This window comes from Bacillus salipaludis (genome assembly GCF_030938565.1).
In the GTDB taxonomy this organism is placed as follows: Bacteria; Bacillota; Bacilli; order Bacillales; family Cytobacillaceae; genus Neobacillus; species Neobacillus salipaludis_A.
Window position 1 is genome coordinate 1,153,252 of record NZ_JAVGVR010000001.1, and the last position, 24,079, is coordinate 1,177,330.

Here is a 24,079-nt window from a genome sequence, read left to right on the forward strand (position 1 = left end):
ATTTTTATGTTGAAAAAATTAATCTTGGTGACCGTGATAATCGGGGCATTTCTTGCAGGTGCATTAAAGGTTTCTTCAAGCCATGATACAGCACATGACATCCTGCCAAAAGTGATTTACTCACAAGGAAATGAAACTTTGTAAACGGAATAATAACAAAAACCTTGCCCAGCGGTGAGCAAGGTTTTTATTATGCAAAAAAAGAGATTGGTGTAATCCACCAATCAAAATTATGGGAAGTTTTTGGACTTGTAGGTTCCAAAAACTTGATTAAGTTACTTTTATCATAAAACATACTTGTGTAGAACTTAGGGAGAAGTTGTGTGGAAGTTGTGAAGATTCCTTCATCGAGAAATGATTGCAGGAACAAGCGCCAATTTTAGCAAAAGTAACTTAGGACATAAAAGCGCTTATTTTTTAGCAGGTTAGCCTGCATCAACCTGGGTCTTAATCGATTCTACATTGCTATCCATTTCATTGGTATACGCATTTTTAACAGGTACAACCGCAAGGGCAATGGCCGCAATTAATCCGGGGATAGCAAATGCTATGAAATTTAAATGAATCGGTAAAGAAATCGACAAAAGGAATCCACCTAAAAGTGGCCCAGCCATTCCGCCAATCCTGCCAATACCAGAAGCCATTCCTAAAGCAGTGGACCTGACATACGGTGGATAGTACTGAGAAACATAGGCTTGGACAATATTTTGGGAACCAATGGTCGCTGCACCCGCAATGGCTACTAATAAGTAGATTAAAAATGAACTTCCGCCAAAACCAAGTAACGTTAAAGCAACTGCTCCAGAGGCGTACATCGGAACAAGCATTTTTTTGGAACCGTATTGATCACAAAGTCGACCAATAATAAGTGTTCCGATAATGGCACCGCCTTGAAGTGCAATCAGGAAACCCAGACTTGAATTTAGTCCATAGCCTGCTTCGATCATTAATTTAGGAAGCCAAGTATTTAAACCGTAAACCATTAATAAACAACTGAAAAATGCAATCCAAAACATAATAGTACTTAGTGCTCGTTTTTCTTTAAATAGTCCAATAATCGGTACCTTTGTTTCTTGTGTCTTCTGTACTTCTACGATTTCATCATTTTGATTAAACGTGGATTCTGGACTTACCCTGGAAAGGGTAGCGATTAATATTTCTTTTCTGCCAGTGCGAATAAGGTAACTCGCCGTTTCAGGCAATTGTTTATGCATAAAGGGTAAAAGTAGTAGAGGCAGTCCAGCAAACCAAAAAATGGCCTCCCAGCCGAATTTAGGCATTAAAAAGATTCCTAATAGAGGAGCAAGAATTCCCCCGACTGAATAACCGCATAATACGATGGATACAATCATACTTCTCATTTTTTTAGGTGCATAATCCGTTAATAAAGCAATGACATTCGGCATAATCCCGCCAAGTCCTAATCCAGCTAAAAAGCGAAAGGTAGAGAAAACAGTTGGTGATTGGGCGAATCCGCAAAGAAATGTAAATAAGCTAAACAAAAGGAGGGTAATCGTAATAACATTTTTCCTTCCAATCCGATCGGCAAGTGTTCCGAACAGGATAGCACCGAACATCATACCAAATAATCCATAGGTTCCGATTGCTCCGGCTTCAACAGGAGTAAGGTTCCATTTTTCAATTAGGGTCGGCACGACGGTTCCATATACAACAAGATCATATCCGTCAAACGAAATGATGAAGAAACTCCATAATAGTAGGATTAAATGAAAGCGGTTAAATTTACTGCCAGCGATAACTTCTGTTGAATTAATCTTTGCCAAACTTTTTCCCCCTATTTTTCAAAATAGTTAAAAGACAACGCTTACGAAATTCCTATAAAAAATTTATTCGTTAACGATTAAACACCACCTCCACTGTACCCATAGTGAAAAATGTTCTCTATTTATGGATTATAAACAACTGTTAAACTATTTTCAATAAGGAAATTTTAATATTAATTATTTTCTGTTAATTGGGGAAACCAACATATTTTAATAAAACGCAAAAAAGCGGGGATTTCCCGCTTTTTATCTATCCCTTATTATTTTATTTCTCATCAGAATTAAATCCGAAACTGCCGGATATTTCTTTGCTGATTTGTACTAAATATTGACTTAAATCATCTTCTTCATGATTGGGAATGAACTGAGAAAAGCCTACAATCGTCACGGCTCCAAGCAGTCTCTTCTTATAGTTAAATACAGGGAAACTAACAGAGGATACGGATGAAACCAACGGTTCCCTTGCAAAGGATATTTCTTTTTCTTGGATAACGTAACGTTCTTCTTCAAGCTGACGAACTTTTTCTGGTGAAAGCTGCATGAATTCCTTTGTTTTCCAATCATGAATCATTTGCTCATCCATAAAAGCCATGAATATTTTCCCGGTTGAGGAATGAATAGGGAGAAAGGTTCCTATCTGAGCTCCAATATTATAGCCTCGATGAATGTTGATATCTTTAACAATCATCGGGCCATTGTGTGTCCAGCTAGAATATAGAACCGTACTCGAACTTTTCTCATTAATTTCTTGCAGAAAGGGTGTAACCCGATCAACAACATTTTCGTGGTCTGCAGCAGCCATTCCGTATTCAATTAGCTTACTCCCTAACACATACTCTCCGGTATCCTTGCTTCGATAAAGGATGCCTAATTGGGTAAAGGTATTTAAATATTTGTAAAGATTACTCTTTGTAATTTGTGTTAGATCCTGGATATCAGTAAATTTTAATGGCCTTCCTTGTTTAGCGATTAAATCCACAATACCCATTCCAATCTGTAAGGATTGAATTGTCGTTCCCTTTTTCGTTACTTCCATAATGATCCTCCTACAGAGCTCTACTATTTCTTATATTAGCATAGCGGCTAATGATATCCCACAGGCAAACAAAAGTTAAATTTTCTGAAAGTGCCTTCTATTAATAATATTGACAATATGATTAAATCATTATATAAATAGGGAACAGTATTATCTAATTTGATAAAACGGGTGAGGTGAAAAGATGAAGAAATATTTGGTGTTGATTGAGAGAAAACCTTCTTTCACAGGCAGTTACATTCAAGGTCACCGAGAATTTTTACAGAGTTTGCGAGAACAGCAAGTGTTAATTATTGCTGGCGGATTCGAAGACCAAACCGGTGGGGCTTATGTTGTTACTGCGGTTTCCTTAGAAGAAGCCAAAAGTCTTGTAAACAAAGATCCTATGAATCAAGAAAATGAATCCATTTACACTGTTAAGGAATGGAATGCAAACTAAAATAAGAGCTTTATATAGAAAAAAAAGAAGGGGGGCTATCTTATTAGGGTGGCGCTCCTATTTATATTTAAAAGTTGTTGCCTCATTAAATTTTCAAACAGGATGTTTTGATTTTATAAGCCTCCGGACTATTGCTTTTAAACGCTGTTGGAATATAATTGCATTAGGGATGTCACAATTTTGTCAGAAATTTATACCTTGAAAATTATGGAGGGGAATTTATTGATTCGTGCAGCAGTTGCTGGGGTTCTCGGTTTTATTTTAATGTTTCTAGAATCATTGATTGTCATGTATTTAAAGGGGTATCAAACGATTGAATTCGGTGGAATGACTCCATTTATCAATGTCTGGGCGATGAATTTCTTCTTTGTATTTGCCATCCTGACACAAGTGACAAATTGGTATCAAAATCGAAACGCTGTTGGAGAAGGTAATGAAGATAATAGTTTATAAATTTTATGCCTCACTTTGGAAGGAACTCCCAAAGTGAGGTTTTTTTATAATTTTTTCCATTAAACGCTTGATAAAACTAATGTTATTAGTTATTATAAAACTAATAACATTAGTTAAAAGGGGATGATCATAATGAGAATGATCAAAAACGGTTTTTTGTATCAAGTAACGTTCATGGCCAAGGTTTTTCCAGTCAATTGCTATTTGGTGGAGGAGGAAGAGGGATTAACCCTAGTCGATGCTGCTCTTTCCTTTAGTGCAAAGGGGATTCTTCAAGCAGCGAATCGAATTGGCAAGCCGATCACTAAAATTGTTTTAACCCATGCCCATGAGGATCACGTTGGAGCGCTTGATTTAATCAAAGCAGAATTTCCGGATGTCCCGGTGTATATTTCAATAAGAGATCACCGATTAATGAATGGCGACCGTTCGCTGGATCAACATGAAGACCCAACCCCAATTAAAGGCGGCGTTCCGAAAAGGTTACAAACGCGGGCCAATGTATTATTGAACGATGGCGATCAGGTTGGTTCTTTGACCGCAATCCCATCGCCAGGGCATACGCCCGGGTCGATGTCCTTTTTAGATAAAAGAACCAATGCGTTAATTGCAGGGGATGCATTCCAAACAAGAGGGGGCATCGCTGTAGCGGGAGATATAAACCCTTGGTTTCCTTTCCCTGCCTTTGGTACGTGGAGTAAACCAACAGCATTAGCAAGTGCAAAGAAATTAGCGGGGTTCCGACCAGCACTGCTTGCTGTCGGGCATGGCGAGTTGATAGAGAATCCTGTAGAAGCAATGGAACAGGCGATTGAAAATTTTGAGAGAAAAGTAAGAAAAGGAGCATAGCAAATGTCACCCAGACCGAAAGTAGGACTTGATTTACCAACGATTCTTGAAGCGGCAGGGGAAATTGCTGACCATTATGGATCAGTTGAGGTCACCTTGGCCAATCTGGCAAAAAAATTAAATATTCGGCCGCCATCGCTGTATAACCATTTTAATGGGCTGCCGGGACTACGGAAGGAACTCGCCATTTATGGGTTAAATCAGCTTTATGGCGAATTAGCGCAGGCAGCGATTGGGGTATCGGGGGATAAAGCTGTCATTGCATTAAGTAGGGCATATGTTCAATTTGCGAGAAGACACCCGGGAGTGTATGAATCAACATTAATGGCACCAGACCCGGAAGATGGGGAAGTTCACCAGGCAGGAGCGAAAATCGTCGAGCTTACTCTCCGGGTACTACAGGCTTATGATTTAGAGGGGGACCAAGCAATTCATGCCGTAAGAGGCTTACGCAGCATCCTCCATGGCTTTTCTTCATTAGAACAAAGAGGCGGATTTAAAATGGCATTGGATGCTGATGAGAGCCTGCTCATTATAATAAGGGCCTTCCTCGCTGGTATGGGGGATTAGCCTTCATTGTAGTGTCCACTATAAACGGACAAATAGGGCGAAAAGTCCACGAACGGTGACAGGCACCATGTGAATTCTTCACATGGTGCCTGTCATTTTCTATTGGACAAACGTTTATAGTGTCTTGCGGATTTGTTGAAAAAGCGGGTACAAACCCAAGCTTGTCTCTCGTGTGATACATATACATAGAGTACATCCTGGCAATAGGGATAGATGGAAGGGGGGAACAAGAGCGGAGTATCCACCTGAGGAGGGAGGTCGTCTCATGAAACATCATGAATTACGAACTAGTTTGAAAGGGGAAAGACATGTTTCTTCAACCGATGGTTTGGATGACCATACTCACATTTGTAGTTACACTGGTTCTCATTCTCTGGAGGCCTAAAGGAATCAACGAAGCGATTCCGGCCACGATGGGCGCGATCCTTGTGTTATTAAGCGGAAGTGTAACACTTTCCGACCTTGGAATCATCACCGAAACAATCAGTGGTGCCGCGATTACTATTATGGCCACGATCGTCATGGCGATTGTTCTCGAGAGCTTTGGATTTTTCCACTGGGTGGCGGAGAAGCTCGCTGCCAAAGCAAAGGGTTCCGGAATTCGTTTATTCTGGTACGTCAACCTTTTATGTTTTCTTATGACACTTTTTTTCAACAATGATGGAAGTATCCTAATTACCACCCCTATTCTTGTTATGTTACTCAATAATATGGGGTTGAAAAATCACCAAAAGATTCCTTATTTACTTTCTGGAGGCTTGATTGCGACTGCATCGAGTGCACCGATTGGAGTAAGTAATATTGTGAATCTAATTGCGTTAAAAATCGTTAATATGTCGTTATATATGCATACCGCGATGATGTTTGTCCCAGCCACACTTGGACTGCTTTTTCTCGTTGGTCTGCTGTTTCTAAGATTTTATAAAATCCTTCCAAAGACTGTCCCGACAAAAGTTTCAGGGCTGTCATTTCCATCCTATCATCCACTAAAACCAGGGCCGTTATATAAAACGGAAAAGCAGCGCTCCCGTTTTATGCGAAACGTTCTTTTATTCGTGTTTGCTGTCCGAGTCAGCCTATTTGTTGCTTCGTTCTTGTCCATTCCCGTATCTGTAATGGCTGTTTTTGGCTCACTTGTTCTCTTGGGCTGGAGGTGGATGTATTTAAAGGTGCCTCCAACTGATATGTTGAAAAAAACGCCTTGGTATATCATCATTTTTGCTTTTAGCATGTATGTGATCATTTACGGTCTCCATAATATCGGCTTAACCGAATGGCTGGTTGGATTTATGCGCCCGATTGTCTCTGGGAGCTTGCTCCATGCAAGTGTTATGATGGGCGTGCTTTTATCAGTCCTCTCCAATATCTTCAATAACCACCCGGCGTTAATGGTAGGAACTTTAACATTAACCAATATGGGATTGGACACGCTTACTTTGAAAGTTTCCTATCTTGCGAATGTCATTGGCAGTGATATGGGATCCTTGCTGCTCCCAATGGGAACCTTGGCAACGTTGATGTGGATGCATATCGTCAGAAAAGGAAAAGTACGCATTACTTGGTGGGAATATGTAAAAATCACAGGTGTCGTTATTCCTCCTGCTGTAATATTCACATTAGTAGTCTTATATTACTGGGTTTCGTGGATTTTTGGAGGAGCACTTCAATCATAATTGTCTATAGGAAAAAGGAGAATCATAATGAATGATTTTAATGAATTATTAGGAAAAACTATTGAGGTTGAAATTTCCGGAGGTAGTTTCCATATCGGGGTTCTCGTCGATTCCGGGCTGGACATCATTGTAATTTATGATGGCAGAACTCAATCCTTTCTCTATATTCCAGTTGTTCATATTCAAAGATTAAAAGAAATCGTGATCGAAGAGTATTATTTTGAAGGCCCCCCATCAGAAAAACCAATTGAGCTCGAAACCCAATCCATCTCTTTTCGTAAAATATTAAACAATGCAAAAGGCCGGTTTGTCCAGGTTTATGTGACAGGAAACAAATCCATCCATGGCTATTTAACCAGCATTTTAAATGACTATTTTGTCTTCCATTCACCCGCTTACAAAACGATGTTTATTTCGATGCAGCATGTAAAGTGGCTGATTCCATACCCTGAAAATGCAACGCCTTATAATTTAAGTAAAGAAAGTATTCCGCTAATACCCGCAGCTGCTCCGTTGGCCAGGACCTTTGAAGAACAGATGAAAAAATTGGAAAACCAGATGGTTATTTTAGACGGCGGTGACCATCCGGAAAAAATCGGCCTGCTTCAAAAGGTTCGAAATAACAAAATGACGATTGTCACAGCTGAAAGGGAAACGGTGTATCGGAACTTAGAGCATATTAAAACGATTCAATTGCCTTAATGAAAAGGAGATTTAGAACATTTTGCTTAGTGGAACGAAAAACGGCAAAAAATAATCCATCTTCTGTTAAACAGACAAGATGGATAAATAAATGATTCCGGATTTACAATCTGTCCGTGGCATATGGGTGCCACGGACTTTCACCATGTATTTACTATATAAGGTATGTTTTTAGCAATCACTTTGTTCCCTCTGTCTGATTCTTTGATTAATTTGGAAATAGGAAGGTAAGATAAGCTTTGTTATAATAGGGATAAGATTACAGATAAAAGGTGATAAATTTGCACAGTATCCAAAAATTAGGATTGTTAGTCGATGTAGAAACAACTGGATTAGGGCCTACTACAGATGAAGTGATTGAACTTGCGTTAAAATTGTTTTCTTATCGGGAGGATACAGGCGAGATTTTGGATGTTCTTGAGGAAGATTCCTTTTTGCGTGAGCCGTTGTCCACCACCGCCCTGAACAATTATGATCGAGCTTTTAGAGTTCATGGAATTCCTTTTGAATCGGTTAGGGGGAAAAGCTTTTATGATGTAAAAATTAAAGCCTATTTTCATCGCGCGGATTCTATATTTGCTCATAATGCTTCATTTGACCGGAGCTTCTTGGTTCATATGTACCCAGAGGTGAATGACCAGAAATGGTTTTGCACGATGCGGAATATCCCTTGGAAAAACTATGGCTTCGCAAATGGAAAGCTTTTAACTCTTTTACAATCGCATAATATCACGAATCACCAAACGCATAGAGCAATGGACGATATTACATACTTGATGGAACTGCTCAAGAAAACAAGTCCTAATGGGAATCTCTATTTACAGGAAGTCCTTGAATTCGGGCCAATGCGGAAATATCAGCCCGCTGCAGCCAAAAGGAAAATGGGGTAAGTGGGTTAGGTATTTTAAAAAACAAGAAAGTCCCTTTTTTGGCAGGGGACTTTCTTGTTTTTTATGTATCACTAGATGCGATTTTTTTAATGTTGTTTGCCTTCCGTGAAGATTTGGAAGTGTACACCAAACTTGTCGATTACATTGCCGTATGCAGGACTAAAAAAAGTTTCTTGGAGCGGCATGGTCACCTGACCGTTGTCTGATAAAGCATCAAAGAATTTTCTTGCTTGTTCCGCATCATCAGTTGTTACGCAGATTGTAACCTGTGATCCAGTTTGATGCGGCTGACCAGGAAACGTATCAGAAAACATTAGTTCCGTTTCACCAACTTTTATCGTAGCATGTGAAATACGATCCTTTGCATCAGCTGGAAGAGGGAAGTCCGGGTTTTCTGGCATTTCACCAAAGGATTGAGAAAACAGGACTTGGGCATCCAAGGCATTTTGGTAAAACTGAATCGCTTCTTTCGCATTTCCGTCCATTACTAAATAAGGAATTAAACGTACTGACATTGATCATCATCTCCCGGTTCATTTATATTTTTTTTATATGGGTAAAGATTAAAACCTAGTTCATCGATTTTACAAAAAAACAATGAAGAAACACAAATCCTATTATTACCCATAAACAAATTATATAACCAAGAACATCTGTTCGCAACACAAAAATAAAAAATATCAAGTTATGGTGAGGTTGTGAGTGTCCACCATACGCGGACAAATTTGCCTGTTTGTCCACGAACGGTGTCAGGCACCGTATCTTTCTTTTACGATTTTTTTGTGGTGGATGGCGTGGCCGGCGATGATGTAGGCGATGGCACGGGTGGTGATGGGCATGTTGTTGGCGAATCCGTTATTTTCCCACGCTGTTTCCGGCATGGTTTGAATCAGACTGATGGTGGCATTTCGTGTTGCTATAAAATCGTCCAGAATATTTTTTAATGGCAGCCTCTCAATTTGTGCGCCTTTTATATAATCATTCTCATCAAATCCGGCTAAAGAAGTCTCGTCACCGCGGCCCACTCGCAGCAGGCGGTAGCTCATGATTCTCTCCGTATCTGTTATATGACAAAGTACTTCTTTAATGCTCCATTTGTTTTCAGCATATCGAAAATAACTATCTTTCTCGGATATCCCTTCAAAAAGAGCAATTGTTTCTTTTAGATCATCTTTTAGCACCTGCAAAAGTTCACCTTCAGGAACTAACTGAATATAAGGTTGATAATAAGCTGGAAATTCATTTTCATTTGGTCGCTGCAACATTTTAAAACTCTCCCTTCCCATTCGTTTAAAAAATCAATTCCTAAAACTATCCTACCACATTTTTCTTGCTGACTAAATTCCAAACCCAGCGCTCCATCATATTTAAATAAAACCCATTGAGCAATTAAAAAATCAATCTATAAATGTTACAATTAGGTGAACTTATAAATTTTTCTAAGGTGATAATAGTGTTATATTTTTTTATTTTTATCCTTCTGTGCGCAAGCCTTATTGCATTTTTTCTTTTGAAAAAAATATATGTCCCTACATCGACAATGGCAGCTGTTATGTCGCTTGGAATTATCACACAGGGAGTACTTTCTAACTTTTTCGGAATTCATTCCCTTGAAAAAATTCTCAGTGTCATCAATTTCGCTTTATGGAGTTCCTTTTCCTTTTCTATCCTGATGACTTTTTTTAACAAAAAGTTTAGGGAAATCCATTATTCCAATCCAATCAATCGGTTTGGAATCGGGACATGGGTAGCGGGAACCTCAATTTGTACGATTTTAATAGCAAAGCAGTTTACCGAATGGGCACTGATTGCCAAAATCATATCCTATTTCAATTTTTGCCTGTGGTTTTTTTATGTCCTCATTTGCATTCAAGCATTTTTCGAATTAAACAGCAAAAGGCTCAGTGAAAAAGTTCACGGCATCCTGCTCTTAACGACCGTCAGTACACAATCCTTGGTGCTTGTCATGAGTTCCGTTTACAAAAAGGTACCTATCGCCGTTGACCATTTCTTTATCATGCTCGGGTTGTGCTTCTATTTAATTAGTGCGTTTATCATCGTGAAGCGTTATCTTATGAAATCGTCCTCTTGGTCGATTGAAAAGGACTGGAATAACACCAATTGTATTCTCCATGGTGCCTTGTCCATCACAGGACTGGCTTGTATTCGATCCCAATCAGTAAATGAACAGGTAATCATCGCGATATGGGTATGTGCAGCCACTATTTTTGTGATTGTTGAGTCGATCGAAATCTATCGAATGTATAAGCGAATGAAATCTTTAGGATTAAAAACGGCAATCTTTATTTATGACTTAAGCCAGTGGAGCAGGGTTTTTACATTTGGTATGTTTTTTACTTTCACCTACATGATAGCTCCTGGCTTGTCTGCACTATCCGCCATTCAAAAAATAATTATTACGATTGGAATTTGGGCAGTTCCATGCTTGCTCATTTTGGAGGTATGCCTTTGTGCAAATCATCTCCTCCAATTCAGTCGCAATTATCCTAAGCAATATCAAAAAAACAGCGAATTAAATGCATAACAAAAGAAAGAGCTGAACCTAAAACGGTGCAGCTCTTTTTACTATTCAGCAGTAAAACATACAAGAGGTTCTCTCTAATTAAAATAAAAAAAGAACCAGAAAACCTGGTTCTCATTATCTTCTTGTTTTCACCTTCACAGCCGTTGCACTGCTTACATTTCCTGAAGGATCCTTGGCGGTCACATATAGTGTTGTGCCGGTTTTTTGTCTTGAAATCGTTGCTCTGAACTTTCCTTTTGAGTCTGCCTTCGCATACTTCAGCGTTTTTGTACGAGTTTTAATCGTGATCGCAGCTTTGGCCTCGGTTGTTCCTGTTACTACTGTGTCCCGATAAGTAACAGGATTCACCATTGGTTTAGATGGAGCAATTTTATCCTTTACGGCTAAATTAAAGGATTTGCTTGTATTGCCTATGGCATCTTTAGCATAAATTGAAAGTTTAGTTCCCGCTTTTTGTTTAGGAATCGTTACTTTAAATTTGCCCTTTGTGTCAGCAACACCTTTACCAATCACTTTTGAACTGGCTTTTACATAAATGGCCGCTTTTGCTTCAGCTGTTCCGGAAACGGATGAAGACGTGTTGGAAACTGTACCGACCTTAGGAGTAACCACAATTTTGTTTATGGTAACCTTCGTAATAGCTGAGGATTTTTGTGAGTTTGAAATAATAATCCCAAATGTATATACACCATTTGGCAGCTTTGAAACATCTAATGTCACATGCTGGTTACCGGGTTTTTGTTTAACCTCTTTTATAGGATAGGAAATAATCTTTCCAGCAGCATTTTTTACATAAACAGTTGAGGTAACATTTTCATAAACGGTATAGTTAACAGTAATTTGTCTGGTTTTAGAATTGTAACCAGAGCTAACATTTGAAATACTCGGTGGCTTCGTCGTACTCTCGGGAGCATCAGCAGATGGTGTTGACTGCTCAATCCCATTGTCATTGCTGGAGCCCGCAGGAGCAGGAGCTTCATTTACAACGCTAGAAGTGGGATTATCGGTTCCACTAGTATTATTAGGAGTACCTATATTTACTACCGGTGCAAAATCAGGGTTTGTTAACGTTGTCCCGGGATAATAAAAATTTAAAATTTCACGATAGCTCAGCCCTTGGTCGGCCATCGCTTGCGCACCCCACTGGCTCATTCCCACGCCATGGCCATTACCCAGACCTGTAACGATATAAGAAGTGCCATTTTCTTGGTAACTGGTCAATAAATAACTTTTCATTACATTAATGCCAATCATGCCACGAATTCTTGTCGCTGTAACATCTTTAAATTCAAGTGTATTTGTTTTAATTTGCTTCTGGTCATCCAGTACAAAATCACCGGTGGTTTTATCTTTTAAAAAGAAGTTCAGCTTAATCGTTGCTAATTTTACTCTGCCCCCAGCAGTTAATTGGTCGGAGAAAGATAATTTTGGGATTGAGATAATTTTAATCTCTTTGTCAGAATAGCCATTTTGGATCATCCAGCTTGTTATACTCGTAACAAGTGAGGAATCCGTTTCTTTTACCGAAGCCCACCAGTTTTGTGGATGGGATAAATCTAATGAAGAAGTGTCAATTTGTGTTTTATTTAAGGTAAAACTCTAGGGAACCTTTTTATCATATGGATCTTCTTTAATAGGATAAAACGCGAGCGGAGTGCCTCCCCAAACACTTGCATTGGATTCGGTCATTCCCCCATTACTGGCAGAGTAAAAAGCATCAATCAGCTTGCCATTATAGGTTAAGGTTTGTCCGTTTGTTTCTTCTACTGCAGATGTGCTATTTGAATTCCAGGAATAGCCGCCGTAGGCTTGGAAACTTACAGTATCGTCAAATCCGGATATTGATTTGTAACGATCCGCATAGGTTCTAGCAGCAACTGCCTGGGCCTTCAATGCTTCCTTGTTCCAAGACGCCATCATTTCATAAGGAACAACGCCTTTTAAGTAATCTTCTAATGGAAGTGTGTTAACAGGGCGGACATACGCATTGTTTTCTAATGTAAATTTCATTGTTCCGAGGTACGGGAGATTATTGATGGAGATTACATTGTTTGTTCCATATTCTTTCGGTACAGAAGTAAAGCTAGTAAACTTTGAAATCAAAGTACTATTTTCATATAAAGAGAGTGCACTGTTTTCAACTTGTACTTTATACGTTTTTCCTTCTACTAATGAAACATCCGTATCCGGAATGTCGTATTTACCTTTCACAGAAATAGTCAGTGTCTTCTGATTGCCAATGTAGTTTTTTAGCTTAACTGTCATCAACTTGACTTCCTCTGCTGATGCAATATTTATACAATTAAGTGAAGAAAGAAAAAGTAGCAGGACTAGAAAGGCAGAGCAATACTTCTTCATTTTTTTCCCCCTGATGTATATTTATAATCTATTTTGATAGTGTTATATATTTGTAATTTAACTATATTAATTTATTAAAATGGCTACAATGTTAGTTTTTTCCCTTAAGTGGATATTTCGACCAATTAAAGGATTGTAAAAGACGATAGCTAATCTACAAAAATAAATATGTTATATTGGAGAATACAGGAGGGATTTATTTGGAAAATAATCAATGGTGGAAAAAAAGTGTGGTTTATCAAATTTATCCGCGAAGCTTCAATGATTCCAATCAGGATGGAGTTGGTGATCTTCAAGGGATTATTGAAAAATTGGATTATTTGAAGCTTTTAGGTGTGGACGTTCTATGGTTAAGTCCTGTTTATGACTCACCTAATGATGATAATGGATATGATATTCGTAATTACCAGGAAATCATGCAGGAGTTCGGAACGATGGAAGATTTTAATCTATTACTGGATCAAGTTCACCAACGTGGTATGAAGTTAGTCATGGACTTGGTCGTGAATCATACTTCTGATGAACATTACTGGTTTATGGAGTCAAAAAAGTCGAAGGAAAGTCCTTATCGGGACTATTATTTTTGGCGGAAAGGGAAAGACGGAAGAGAACCGAATAATTGGGGATCTGTTTTTGGCGGATCTGCTTGGAAATATGATGAAATCACTGATGAATATTATTTACATATTTTTTCAAAAAAACAGCCCGACCTGAACTGGGAAAATCCAAAGCTACGGCAAGAGGTTTATCAAATGATGAGATTTTGGCTGGATAAGGGGATTGACGGTTTCCGGATGGACGTCATTAATTTTATTTCGAAAGAGCCAGGGCTGCCCGAGGGTGAAATTCACGATGGACAAACCTATGGGGATGGCAGCCGTTATTTTATGAACGGTCCTAGAATTCATGAGTTTTTACAAGAAATCAACGAACGGGTTTTGTCGGATTATCCGGTGATGACAGTGGGGGAAATGCCTGGGGCCTCGCCTAAGGATGCGACGCAATATACGGACCCCAATCGAAATGAGGTAAATATGATTTTTACCTTTGAACATATGGATTTGGATAGTGCGCCAGGTGGAAAGTGGAATTTAAAGCCGCTGAATCTTGTCGATTTGAAGGAAAACTTGGCAAAATGGCAGACCGCCTTACACAAAAAAGGCTGGAACAGTTTATATTGGAACAATCATGACCAACCGCGGATTGTTTCCCGTTTCGGTAATGATCAGGAATACCGGGTGGAATCGGCTAAAATGCTTGCAGCCTGCCTCCATTTCATGCAGGGGACTCCTTATATTTACCAAGGGGAAGAAATTGGCATGACCAATGTGAAATTTGAGTCGCTTGAGGATTATCGTGACATTGAAACCCTTAATATGTATGAAGAAAGAAAAGCATTAGGATATGCACATGATGAAATCATGCAATCGATTTATGTCAAAGGAAGGGATAATGCCAGAACTCCAGTGCAATGGGATGATTCCGAACACGGCGGGTTTACGAGTGGAATTCCTTGGATTAAAGTGAATCCAAGATACAAAGAGATTAATGTAACAGCTGCTTTAGAGGATCCGAATTCTATTTTTTATTTTTATCAAAAATTAATTTCTCTTCGCAAAGAGATGGACATTATCGTTGAGGGAGATTTTCAATTGCTTTTAGAGGATCATCCGTCGATATTCGCGTATGAGCGCAACTGGAAGGATGAAAGCCTGCTTGTATTCTGTAATTTTGGTGACAAAACGATAGTGATGGAGGATGAGGATTTGCTAAACCGTTTTCCTGAGTATGAGATCATCCTTGCTAACTATGATGAGGCGGATCCGAAAGAGCTGCGGTCTTACGAGGCGATTGTTTTAAAAGGTAAATAGGAATTTTGAGGTTAGATGGATAGGATTAAGGATATTTTGGGTGTTTCAGAGCGAAGAAATGTCCCAAAAACCAAAATAAAGGACATTTCCGGCCTTTACAAGCCAAGAAATGTCCTAAAAAACCTACAAGCTTTAAAATTCCAATATCATAAACCCGTTCCCAGGCAGAACAACACTAAATTCATCCCCAGAAACAACATGCTCTTCATTTTCCCAAAGGTTCGTTATCGTTTTTCCACGCAGTTCAAAAGGAACCACATACTGAGTCTCTATGCTGCTCGTATTTAAAACCACCAAAATGGCCCGGTTGCCATTGGATTTTGTATAAGCTAAGCAGCTTTCGTGGTATTCTGGCGGAATGAACGAAAGCTGACCTTCATTTGCGAGCAAGGGATTTTCTCTGCGGAGCCGAATCAATTTTTGTACATGTGCAAAAAGCACATGATTTTGCCCAGCGCTATCCCACTCCATACATTTGCGGCAGCCCGGGTCCATCACTCCTGTCATGCCAATTTCATCCCCGTAATAGATACATGGCGTACCAATAAAAGTCAATAAAAGGGTATAGATTTGCTTCACTCTTTCAATATCTTCTCCACATTCCGTTAATATTCTAGGTGTATCATGACTTCCTACCAAATTAAAAGCTACCTCATTGATATTACGAGGATACATATGAATGAAACCCGTCATATTTTCTACAAACTCTTTTGCTGATATTTTTTGCTTCGCAAATAGATTCAAGATATTGGAGGTAAATGGGTAATTCATTACCGCATCGAATTGGTCGCCACGAAGCCACGGCATTGCATCATGCCAAATTTCACCGAGAATATACACATCTGGCTTGATTGCTTTTACCTCCCTTCGGAAATCGCGCCAAAATGCGTGATCGACTTCATTGGCTACATCTAAACGCCAGCCGTCAATATCAAACTCTCTTACCCAGTAACGGCCAACCTCCAGCAAATATTCTTTCACTTCCGGGTTTTCCGTATTTAACTTTGGCATAAACGGCGTAAAGGCAAACGTATCATAATTTGGCTCCGGCTCCGTCACCAAAGGAAACTCCCGGACATAGAACCAATCTTTATAGCGGGAGTTTTCTCCATTCTTTAAAACATCCTGAAACTGTGGAAAATAAAATCCGCTATGATTAAATACTGCATCAAGCATCACCTTAATATCATTTTGATGACATACATCAATTAACTCCCTAAAGGTTTCTTTTGTGCCAAATTGCGGGTCAATCTCCATATAGTCTATCGTATCGTATTTATGGTTGGAATAGGCTTTAAAGATGGGGGTAAAGTAAATACCGCTAATCCCTAAATCTTTTAAGTATTTAACATGTTGGATAACTCCATCTAAATCGCCGCCGAAAAAATTAACAGGAGTCGGCTCAGTGCTGCCCCAAGGCAGGGTTCCTTCCGGGTCATTGTCAGGGTTCCCATTTGCAAAACGCTCCGGAAAAATCTGATACCATACTGTGTTTTTTACCCAAACAGGAGCTCGGAAAATATCAATATTATTTAAAAAAGGAAAACTAAAATAATAGGCAGTATCGTCCAAGGGAGGATCCGAGTAAAATCCTTTTTCCGTAAAGCAGGCTGATTCAGACTCATCCGTTAGGATAAAACCGTATCGCAGCCTTTTGAAAGGAGGAGCGACGGCAATAAACCAATAATCAAACAGTTGGTCAGAACCGTTTTTTTTCATCGGTGCAGTTGTCGGCTGCCACCCGTTGTCAGCCCAAGCATATGGGTCACCATGAAGGAGAATGACTTCTTTTACGTCGTTTTTTTTCGTCCGTAGTTGAATGTGTAATTCGCCATTTGTGCAAACGTATGCATAATTATCTTTTGGTCGATGATAAATCGCTTCTCTTAACAATACGAATCAACTCTTTCATTTTAGTGTCAGATAAGGTTAATTTTACTAGATAATCACTAATTTTAGTAGAATTTAGTTTATCCATTTTCAAATAATATAAAAATATTTTTTAAAAAAATAGTTGTAAAATTTAATAATCCCCTTATAATGAAATTATGTTGTGCAACCGTTTTCGCAAAATGTAAGCGTTATAGTATTTTCTTCAATTTGGTGAAAACTAAGCACACCACAAAACTTTAATACTACATAAAACAGGAGGGGTAGAAATGAAAAAGGCACTTTCGATTTTTATGATGATTGTCTTAATGCTCGGTGTTCTTGCAGCATGCGGTCCTAAAAGAGACGCGTCTAGCACAAAAGATAATGGCAAAAAAGAAGAAGCTGCAGCAAAACCGGAAAAACTAGTTGTTTGGGAAGATAAAGACAAATCAGGCTGGCTGAAAAAGGTTGCTGCGGATTTTGAAAAGAAAAACGGAATTAAAATTGAATACAAAGAAGTTGAAATGGCTACAAAAATGCGTGACCAATTGCGTCTTGATGGACCTGCTGGTACAGGCCCGGATATCGTTACATTACCACATGATCAAATTGGCCAGGTTGCAACGGAGGGTTTAATTGCTGAGCTAAAAGTAGATAAAAGTGTTACCGATACATTCTCTCAATCTTCTATTGATGCAGAAACTTACAATGGAAAACTTTACGGACTTCCAAAGTCCTCTGAAACACCTGTTTTTATTTACAATAAAGATTTAATGCCAGAACCGCCAAAAACAATGGATGAGGTATATAAATTCTCTAAAGATTTCACAAATGGCGGAAAATACGGTTTCTTAGCGCTTTGGGATAACTTCTATTTCGCACATGGAATTATCGGCGGAATGGGTGGATATGTATTCAAAAATAACAATGGAACCCTTGATCCAAATGATATTGGTTTGAACAATGAAGGTGCTGTTAAAGGTACGGAGTATATTCAAAAATGGTATAAAGAAGGATTGTTCCCAAAAGGAATCATCGGTGAAAATGGCGGATCCGCTTTAGACGGTCTATTTACTGAAGGAAAAGTAGCATCTGTTATGAACGGACCATGGGCGTATAAACCATACCAGGATGCAGGTATCAAAATTGGTATGAGTGCACTTCCAACTATGCCAAATGGTGAACATATTAAAACGTTCATGGGAGTAAAAGGTTGGCATGTTTCAGCCTATTCTAAAAATCAAGAGTGGGCTACGAAATTCTTAGAATTCATCACAAATGATGAAAATGCAAAATACCGTTTTGAACAAACAGCTGAAGTTCCAACAAATAAAGCATTACTTGACGATCCCGCTATTAAGGGTAACGAAGGTGCTAAAGCGGTTGCTGAGCAATCTCAATACGCTGTGCCAATGCCAAATATCCCTGAAATGGGTCAAGTTTGGAAGCCAATGGCTGACTCGCTTCAAACGGTTGTAACCGGTAAAGCAACTCCTAAAAATGCACTAGACGATGCGGTAAAACAAATCAAGGCAAATATCGAAACTTCTAAGTAATGATTTCTCAGCAGTACCTCATCCCCCTTGAGGTACTGCTGTCTATTAAATAATAGTAGAAACTCATCAGATGCTTTGTGAGCAGAAACGACTTTGAGAATGTCCAGCTACAGCGCCTAGCCCCTCGAGGTTGCTTCGGCCCTGCCGATGAAGTCAAAGAACGACTTCACCGCCAGTTCCTCCAGCACTTGGCTACAGAAAGCTAACGCTTTCTGTACGCATTAAGGGAGACTAAGTCTCTGGCTACGCCAGAAGACAAAGTCTCCCTATATCGGGGCTGACCACTAAGGAAAACTCCTTAGAATAATCACCGCAGGAACAAGCTGTGCTTGTTCCGAAGGCGCTTCCGCTTTTCTACTGACAAAGCCTCTGAGCTTAAAAAATAGTACTTGAAGAAAGGGGTGCGGGGGATGCCAAAAGCTGTTTCTGAATCCTATCCAACCAGTCACCGAAAAAAAGCACTAATTCTTTCCATAATTCCAGGGGTCGGTCAACTTTACAACAAGCAATTTTTAAAAGGATTTTTCTTTCTTATCTTAAGTGCAGCATTTGTATATGTTTTTAAAGACCTAATTAATATTGGATTATGGGGATTAGTGACACTAGGAGAAATTGTACCAGAAGACCATTCCATTTTCTTGCTTGTATACGGCATTTTATCTGTCATCGTCATTATTTTTGGTCTTGGATTCTACGTATTTAATTTGCGTGATGCCTATAAGGTAGGGAAAAAACGTGACAGTGAAGAACCAATTAGCACCATCAAGGAACAATATCGTAATCTTGTTGATCATGGATTTCCATACTTAATCATGTCACCTGGTTTTTTGCTATTAGTCTTCGTGGTTATTTTTCCGATTATTTTCGTTGTGTTACTAGCGTTCACTAACTATGACTTATACCATACACCTCCTGCGAAACTGGTGGACTGGGTTGGGTTCAGAAACTTTGCGGAAATCTTTGAAATCGATATTTGGCGGCAAACCTTCTTCTCTGTTTTGGCTTGGACATTGGTGTGGACATTTGTTGCCACTACGCTTCAGGTTGGTTTAGGAATTTTCCTAGCGGTCATCGTAAACCAAAAGGATGTAAAGGGAAAAGCCATCATTCGTACTGTCTTTATCTTGCCTTGGGCTGTACCGGCATTTGTATCCATTCTAGTTTTTGCCGGGATGTTTAACGAATCCTTCGGTGCCATTAACCGGGATATCCTCGGATTTTTCGGAATAGACGGTCTCCCATGGATGACAGAAAAGGTTTATACCAGAATTGCCCTTATTTTCATTCAAACTTGGCTCGGCTTTCCGTTCATCTTTGCGATGACAACAGGTGTACTTCAATCAATCCCTGCTGATCTTTATGAAGCGGCAACAGTTGACGGAGCAAATAACTTTCAAAAGTTTAAAAACATTACCCTGCCGTTAGTGTTATTTGCCACTGCGCCCGTCATCATTACACAATATACTTTTAACTTTAATAACTTCAATATCATCTATTTATTTAATGGCGGCGGACCGGCAGTTACCGGTCAAAACGCCGGCGGGACTGACATTCTCATTTCATGGATCTATCGTTTGACAATGACGTCGGCGCAATACTCGAAGGCTGCCACGTTAACCTTGTTGTTATCCGTGATTGTCATTACTGTCGCACTTTGGCAGTTTAAGCGAACTAAGTCATTCCAAGAAGAGGATATGATGTAATATGAATACAAAAAGACAAAATTTCATTCGGCTTACGTTAACTTATTTGGTGATCTTAATTATGTTTGTCCTGATTTTGTACCCACTCGCTTGGATTATCGGTTCCTCTTTTAATCCGGGTCAAAGTTTATCAGGCTCGAGCATTATTCCGAAGCATGCGACACTCAGCCATTACAAGCAGTTGTTTGACCTGGATAAAAGCAACTATGTATTCTGGTATATCAATTCGTTAAAGGTAAGTATTTTAACAATGGTTTTTACCGTTATGATTGTCAGCTTGACTGCTTATTCTTTTTCCCGCTACCGATTTGTGGGGAGAAAGAACGGCTTAATGACATTTCTGATCCTGCAAATGATTCCAAACTTTGCGGCACTTATCGCTATTTATATTTTAGCGACCTTGACCGGTTTAATTGATACGCATATAGGACTTATCTGTGTGTATGTCGGTGGTCAAATTCCAATGAATACTTGGCTGATGAAAGGTTACTTAGATACGATTCCAAAAGAGCTGGATGAATCAGCTAAAATTGATGGTGCAGGTCATTTTCGAATCTTTTTCCAAATCGTGATGCCGCTCGCAAGGCCAATGATTGCAGTTGTAGCCTTATTCGCTTTTATTGCACCATTTGCCGATTTTATCATTGCCAGCATTTTGCTAAGAACGGAAAAAAATTATACATTAGCAGTAGGATTATATGATCTTGTTGCAAAACAATTTGGTGCTGAATTTACAACTTTTGCAGCTGGTGCTGTATTGATCGCCGTACCGATAGCGATTCTTTTCTTATCCTTCCAGCGTTACTTTGTTTCTGGTTTAACGGCCGGAGGTACAAAAGGTTAAACTCATTTTAATCTTTGAGAATTGTCTAGCTCCAGCGCCTAGCCCCTCGAGGTCACAAGCCAATCCGTCCAAAAGGTTAAAGAACAACCTTTCGGCCGGCCTGTCTTGTGCTGGTCGGGGCTGACCAAGGCGCTTGCGCATTTCAATATAAAGTGGGGTGAAATAAATGACTATAACGATAAAAGATGTGGCAAAGCTTGCGAATGTGGCCCCGTCTACTGTATCGAGGGTTATTGCCAATAATCCTCGGATTAGTAAAGCAACAGCGCAAAAAGTAAAAAAGGCGATGGAGCAATTAGGGTATCATCCGAACTTAAATGCACGAAATTTAGCCAGCCAGTCCACTCAAACCATCGGGCTAGTTATGCCGAGTTCAGGGGATGTGGTTTTCCAAAACCCGTTTTTCCCTACTGTTTTACAAGGAATCAGCGAAGGGGCTCATGAAAAACAATATGCGATGCATATAACAACAGGGAAGACAGATAAAGAAATCCTTGATGCAGTGACTCGGATGGTTCAGGGGAAAAGCGTAGATGGTGTCATTCTTCTTAATTCGAAGGTAGAAGACCAGGTGATTTCCTATTTAAAAGGAAGAGAGTTTCCCTTTGTCCTGATTGGAAAGCCATATAAGGATGTAGAGGAAATTACCCACGTAGATAATGATAATTTCCGGGCGATGAAAGAGGCGACTGAATATTTAATTCAGCACGGGCACAGTCAAATTGCCTTTATCGGCGGGAGTCTTGAACTTACTGTAACCGTTGAGCGGCTTTTAGGTTTTGAGCGGGCGCTTAGGAATGCTAAAATTCCTTTGAAAAATGAATATATTATTCACGAGGAATTTCTGCGAGAAGGCGGGCAAGAGGCTGTTAGGGAGTTAATGTCGCTTGAAGAACGGCCGACGGCACTGGTTGTCGCGGATGATTTCATGGCACTTGGTGTTTTGAACATGCTTGATGAATTAGGGATTAAGGTTCCCGAAGACATCTCCATTGTCAGCTTTAATAATGTTCTTTTGGCGGAGATGTCAAAGCCGCCGTTAACCTCTGTTGATATCAATATCTTCGACCTTGGCTATCAAGCATCAAAGAGCTTGATCCAAATGATTGAAAATAGCAAAGAACCGACAAAACGGATTATTATCGCTCACAAATTGGTTGAACGTCTTTCATGTGCAGAGCCGATCAAGTAACAGGGGTAAAAGTACGATTTGGGAAGGAATTAATATGAATAAATTATGGTGGAAAGAAGCGGTTGCCTATCAGATATATCCCCGAAGTTTTATGGACTCAAATGGGGATGGGATTGGGGATATCCAGGGGATTATTGCAAAGCTGGACTATTTAAAAGAGTTAGGGATTGATGTAATTTGGGTCTGCCCCATGTTCAAATCCCCTAACGATGACAACGGCTATGATATTAGCGATTATCAAAAAATCATGGATGAATTTGGAACGATGGCTGATTTTGATCAGCTTTTACAAGAAGTCCATGACCGTGGTATGAAATTAATCCTTGATTTAGTGATCAATCATACGAGCGATGAACATCCATGGTTTATTGAATCTCGTGTTTCTAAGGATCATCCTAAACGGGATTGGTATATTTGGCGGGATGGTAAGAATGGGGAAGAGCCGAATAATTGGGAAAGTATTTTTGGCGGCTCGGCATGGGAGTATGACGAGAAAACGAACCAGTATTTTCTTCATATTTTCTCGCGTAAGCAGCCTGATTTGAATTGGGAGAATCCGGAGGTGCGGAATTCTCTCTATGAAATGATCAATTGGTGGCTTGATAAAGGAATTGACGGTTTCCGCGTGGATGCCATCAGCCATATTAAAAAGGAACCAGGACTCAAGGATATGCCAAATCCGGATGGTCTAAAATATGTCCCTTCCTTTGATAAACATATGAATGTAAAAGGGATTCATACTTTTTTAAAAGAGTTAAAAGAAGAAACCTTTGCAAAATATGACATTATGACTGTTGGGGAAGCGAATGGTGTTTCAGTGGACGATATTGATCTTTGGGTCGATGAGAAGCAGGGGAAATTCAATATGGTCTTTCAATTCGAGCATCTCAACCTTTGGGATGCGGAGCTGAAAAAAGTCCTGAATATTATTGAACTAAAAAATGTTTTATCCCGCTGGCAAAAGGGACTTGAAGGTATGGGCTGGAATGCCTTATTCATCGAAAATCATGATAAGGCTCGGGTAGTTTCCACGTGGGGAAATGACCAGGAATATTGGCAAGAAAGTGCAAAGGCATTTGCGGCTATGTACTTTTTGATGCAGGGAACTCCATTTGTTTACCAGGGACAAGAAATAGGGATGACCAATGTAAAATTTGAGTCCATTGATGATTACGACGATGTTGCTACGAAAAATCTTTATCACTTGAAAACGGCAGCTGGGGTTCCACATGAAGAGGTTATGAGAATCATTTGGGCATCAAGCCGTGATAATTCGCGAACACCAATGCAATGGTCAGCGGAACAAAACGCAGGTTTTTCGACCGGAGCGCCATGGATGAAGGTCAATCCAAATTATTCGGAAATCAATGTTGCGGACCAAGAGAAGAATCCAGATTCCGTCTTGAGTTTTTATAAAAAAATGATTCGGTTAAAAAAGGCGAATGAAGTTTTTACTTATGGGATGTATAATTTGTTATTAGCCGAAGACCCGCAGATTTATGCCTATACAAGAACATTATCACAGGACCGGGTGATAGTATTGGCCAATCTATCTGAACGGCCTGCTAGCATAGGCGAGGGAAATGGCATTGTATTTGATTATAAAAATCTACTTTTAAAGAACTATGAGATCGAGAAACATGAACCATCTGAACGAATTACGTTAAAGCCATATGAAACAAGAGTCTATCGGGTATAGAAAAAAGCGGAGGGAATATTGACCTCCGCTTTTTAAATTTCAA

21 protein-coding genes and 1 pseudogene are annotated in these 24,079 nt (G+C 39.5%); 15 read left to right on the plus strand and 7 right to left on the minus strand.

Annotation, left to right across the window (positions count from 1 at the left end):
• Positions 1 to 6: 6 nt before the first annotated feature.
• Positions 7 to 144 carry a hypothetical protein gene (locus RCG21_RS05645; RefSeq protein WP_155925483.1) on the plus strand — a complete coding sequence of 46 codons (138 nt, stop codon included), beginning with the start codon at positions 7 to 9 and terminating at the stop codon, positions 142 to 144.
• A 281-nt stretch (positions 145 to 425) separates the two neighbouring features.
• Here the strand turns inward: RCG21_RS05645 and RCG21_RS05650 are convergent, their stop codons facing one another.
• Together RCG21_RS05650 and RCG21_RS05655 are read right to left on the minus strand one after the other, a co-directional pair.
• A complete protein-coding gene (locus RCG21_RS05650; protein ID WP_133336470.1) occupies positions 426 to 1,784 on the minus strand; it encodes an MFS transporter in 1,359 nt (452 codons plus the stop codon).
• A 265-nt stretch (positions 1,785 to 2,049) separates the two neighbouring features.
• Positions 2,050 to 2,820 (minus strand): IclR family transcriptional regulator, encoded by a 771-nt coding sequence (locus RCG21_RS05655; RefSeq protein WP_308912948.1) that lies wholly within the window; start codon positions 2,818 to 2,820, stop codon positions 2,050 to 2,052.
• 184 nt (positions 2,821 to 3,004) lie between these two features.
• On the opposite strand from RCG21_RS05655, the gene RCG21_RS05660 reads away from it, so the two are divergent.
• The 7 genes from RCG21_RS05660 to RCG21_RS05690 all read left to right on the plus strand — a co-directional run bounded on the left by RCG21_RS05660 (position 3,005) and on the right by RCG21_RS05690 (position 8,396).
• Positions 3,005 to 3,259 (plus strand): YciI family protein, encoded by a 255-nt coding sequence (locus tag RCG21_RS05660; RefSeq protein ID WP_133336466.1) that lies wholly within the window; start codon positions 3,005 to 3,007, stop codon positions 3,257 to 3,259.
• Between the two features lie 180 nt (positions 3,260 to 3,439).
• On the plus strand, positions 3,440 to 3,712 hold the full coding sequence (locus RCG21_RS05665; RefSeq protein ID WP_308912949.1) for a hypothetical protein: 273 nt from the start codon (positions 3,440 to 3,442) through the stop codon (positions 3,710 to 3,712).
• A 132-nt stretch (positions 3,713 to 3,844) separates the two neighbouring features.
• Positions 3,845 to 4,561: an MBL fold metallo-hydrolase gene (locus RCG21_RS05670; RefSeq protein ID WP_133336462.1), complete on the plus strand. Its 717-nt coding sequence runs from the start codon at positions 3,845 to 3,847 to the stop codon at positions 4,559 to 4,561.
• Between the two features lie 3 nt (positions 4,562 to 4,564).
• Positions 4,565 to 5,131 carry a TetR-like C-terminal domain-containing protein gene (locus RCG21_RS05675; protein WP_133336460.1) on the plus strand — a complete coding sequence of 189 codons (567 nt, stop codon included), beginning with the start codon at positions 4,565 to 4,567 and terminating at the stop codon, positions 5,129 to 5,131.
• Positions 5,132 to 5,439: 308 nt separating this feature from the next.
• The gene (locus RCG21_RS05680) at positions 5,440 to 6,804 is read left to right on the plus strand and encodes an arsenic transporter (RefSeq protein WP_308912950.1); all 1,365 of its coding nucleotides are present in this window, start codon (positions 5,440 to 5,442) and stop codon (positions 6,802 to 6,804) included.
• A gap of 27 nt (positions 6,805 to 6,831) precedes the next feature.
• Positions 6,832 to 7,506, plus strand: a complete 675-nt coding sequence (locus tag RCG21_RS05685; RefSeq protein WP_133336456.1) for a YwrJ family protein — start codon at positions 6,832 to 6,834, stop codon at positions 7,504 to 7,506.
• Positions 7,507 to 7,778: 272 nt separating this feature from the next.
• Positions 7,779 to 8,396: an exonuclease domain-containing protein gene (locus RCG21_RS05690; RefSeq protein ID WP_308912951.1), complete on the plus strand. Its 618-nt coding sequence runs from the start codon at positions 7,779 to 7,781 to the stop codon at positions 8,394 to 8,396.
• An 86-nt stretch (positions 8,397 to 8,482) separates the two neighbouring features.
• On the opposite strand, the gene RCG21_RS05695 is transcribed toward RCG21_RS05690, so the two are convergent.
• Positions 8,483 to 8,911 carry a VOC family protein gene (locus RCG21_RS05695; protein WP_133336452.1) on the minus strand — a complete coding sequence of 143 codons (429 nt, stop codon included), beginning with the start codon at positions 8,909 to 8,911 and terminating at the stop codon, positions 8,483 to 8,485.
• Between the two features lie 234 nt (positions 8,912 to 9,145).
• The gene (locus tag RCG21_RS05700) at positions 9,146 to 9,661 is read right to left on the minus strand and encodes a DinB family protein (RefSeq protein ID WP_133336450.1); all 516 of its coding nucleotides are present in this window, start codon (positions 9,659 to 9,661) and stop codon (positions 9,146 to 9,148) included.
• Positions 9,662 to 9,906: 245 nt separating this feature from the next.
• On the opposite strand from RCG21_RS05700, the gene RCG21_RS05705 reads away from it, so the two are divergent.
• Positions 9,907 to 10,941: a TDT family transporter gene (locus tag RCG21_RS05705; RefSeq protein WP_165976311.1), complete on the plus strand. Its 1,035-nt coding sequence runs from the start codon at positions 9,907 to 9,909 to the stop codon at positions 10,939 to 10,941.
• Between the two features lie 114 nt (positions 10,942 to 11,055).
• Here the strand turns inward: RCG21_RS05705 and RCG21_RS05710 are convergent, their stop codons facing one another.
• Positions 11,056 to 11,553: an Ig-like domain-containing protein gene (locus tag RCG21_RS05710; RefSeq protein WP_268884113.1), complete on the minus strand. Its 498-nt coding sequence runs from the start codon at positions 11,551 to 11,553 to the stop codon at positions 11,056 to 11,058.
• Between the two features lie 30 nt (positions 11,554 to 11,583).
• Positions 11,584 to 13,299, minus strand: a pseudogene (locus RCG21_RS05715) (SpoIID/LytB domain-containing protein); the annotation flags it as partial.
• A gap of 200 nt (positions 13,300 to 13,499) precedes the next feature.
• Here RCG21_RS05715 and RCG21_RS05720 point away from each other — a divergent pair.
• Complete coding sequence (locus RCG21_RS05720) at positions 13,500 to 15,170, plus strand: glycoside hydrolase family 13 protein (RefSeq protein WP_133336442.1); 1,671 nt, start codon at positions 13,500 to 13,502, stop codon at positions 15,168 to 15,170.
• A 132-nt stretch (positions 15,171 to 15,302) separates the two neighbouring features.
• On the opposite strand, the gene RCG21_RS05725 is transcribed toward RCG21_RS05720, so the two are convergent.
• Entirely contained in the window at positions 15,303 to 17,063 is a 1,761-nt protein-coding gene (locus RCG21_RS05725; RefSeq protein ID WP_308912952.1) for an alpha-glycosidase, read from the minus strand.
• A gap of 266 nt (positions 17,064 to 17,329) precedes the next feature.
• On the opposite strand from RCG21_RS05725, the gene RCG21_RS05730 reads away from it, so the two are divergent.
• The 5 genes from RCG21_RS05730 to RCG21_RS05750 all read left to right on the plus strand — a co-directional run bounded on the left by RCG21_RS05730 (position 17,330) and on the right by RCG21_RS05750 (position 24,036).
• The gene (locus tag RCG21_RS05730; RefSeq protein ID WP_308912953.1) at positions 17,330 to 18,598 is read left to right on the plus strand and encodes an extracellular solute-binding protein; all 1,269 of its coding nucleotides are present in this window, start codon (positions 17,330 to 17,332) and stop codon (positions 18,596 to 18,598) included.
• Between the two features lie 410 nt (positions 18,599 to 19,008).
• The gene (locus RCG21_RS05735) at positions 19,009 to 20,301 is read left to right on the plus strand and encodes a carbohydrate ABC transporter permease (protein ID WP_308912954.1); all 1,293 of its coding nucleotides are present in this window, start codon (positions 19,009 to 19,011) and stop codon (positions 20,299 to 20,301) included.
• A 1-nt stretch (position 20,302) separates the two neighbouring features.
• Positions 20,303 to 21,145, plus strand: coding sequence for a sugar ABC transporter permease (locus RCG21_RS05740; protein ID WP_133336434.1), 843 nt, complete (start codon positions 20,303 to 20,305; stop codon positions 21,143 to 21,145).
• A 166-nt stretch (positions 21,146 to 21,311) separates the two neighbouring features.
• Positions 21,312 to 22,337, plus strand: coding sequence for a LacI family DNA-binding transcriptional regulator (locus RCG21_RS05745; RefSeq protein ID WP_133336432.1), 1,026 nt, complete (start codon positions 21,312 to 21,314; stop codon positions 22,335 to 22,337).
• A 34-nt stretch (positions 22,338 to 22,371) separates the two neighbouring features.
• A complete protein-coding gene (locus tag RCG21_RS05750) occupies positions 22,372 to 24,036 on the plus strand; it encodes a glycoside hydrolase family 13 protein (protein ID WP_308912955.1) in 1,665 nt (554 codons plus the stop codon).
• The last annotated feature ends 43 nt before the right edge of the window (positions 24,037 to 24,079 follow it).

Excerpts from the sequence above, each read along its gene's own strand:
- RCG21_RS05700 (WP_133336450.1), bottom strand. The coding sequence starts at position 9,661 with ATGTTGCAGCGACCAAATGAAAATGAATTTCCAGCTTATTATCAACCT.
- RCG21_RS05695 (WP_133336452.1), bottom strand. The coding sequence starts at position 8,911 with ATGTCAGTACGTTTAATTCCTTATTTAGTAATGGACGGAAATGCGAAA.
- RCG21_RS05730 (WP_308912953.1), top strand. The coding sequence starts at position 17,330 with ATGAAAAAGGCACTTTCGATTTTTATGATGATTGTCTTAATGCTCGGT.
- RCG21_RS05670 (WP_133336462.1), top strand. The coding sequence starts at position 3,845 with ATGAGAATGATCAAAAACGGTTTTTTGTATCAAGTAACGTTCATGGCC.
- RCG21_RS05680 (WP_308912950.1), top strand. The coding sequence starts at position 5,440 with ATGTTTCTTCAACCGATGGTTTGGATGACCATACTCACATTTGTAGTT.
- RCG21_RS05735 (WP_308912954.1), top strand. The coding sequence starts at position 19,009 with ATGCCAAAAGCTGTTTCTGAATCCTATCCAACCAGTCACCGAAAAAAA.
- RCG21_RS05660 (WP_133336466.1), top strand. The coding sequence starts at position 3,005 with ATGAAGAAATATTTGGTGTTGATTGAGAGAAAACCTTCTTTCACAGGC.
- RCG21_RS05740 (WP_133336434.1), top strand. The coding sequence starts at position 20,303 with ATGAATACAAAAAGACAAAATTTCATTCGGCTTACGTTAACTTATTTG.
- RCG21_RS05645 (WP_155925483.1), top strand. The coding sequence starts at position 7 with ATGTTGAAAAAATTAATCTTGGTGACCGTGATAATCGGGGCATTTCTT.
- RCG21_RS05675 (WP_133336460.1), top strand. The coding sequence starts at position 4,565 with ATGTCACCCAGACCGAAAGTAGGACTTGATTTACCAACGATTCTTGAA.
- RCG21_RS05655 (WP_308912948.1), bottom strand. The coding sequence starts at position 2,820 with ATGGAAGTAACGAAAAAGGGAACGACAATTCAATCCTTACAGATTGGA.
- RCG21_RS05745 (WP_133336432.1), top strand. The coding sequence starts at position 21,312 with ATGACTATAACGATAAAAGATGTGGCAAAGCTTGCGAATGTGGCCCCG.
- RCG21_RS05685 (WP_133336456.1), top strand. The coding sequence starts at position 6,832 with ATGAATGATTTTAATGAATTATTAGGAAAAACTATTGAGGTTGAAATT.
- RCG21_RS05750 (WP_308912955.1), top strand. The coding sequence starts at position 22,372 with ATGAATAAATTATGGTGGAAAGAAGCGGTTGCCTATCAGATATATCCC.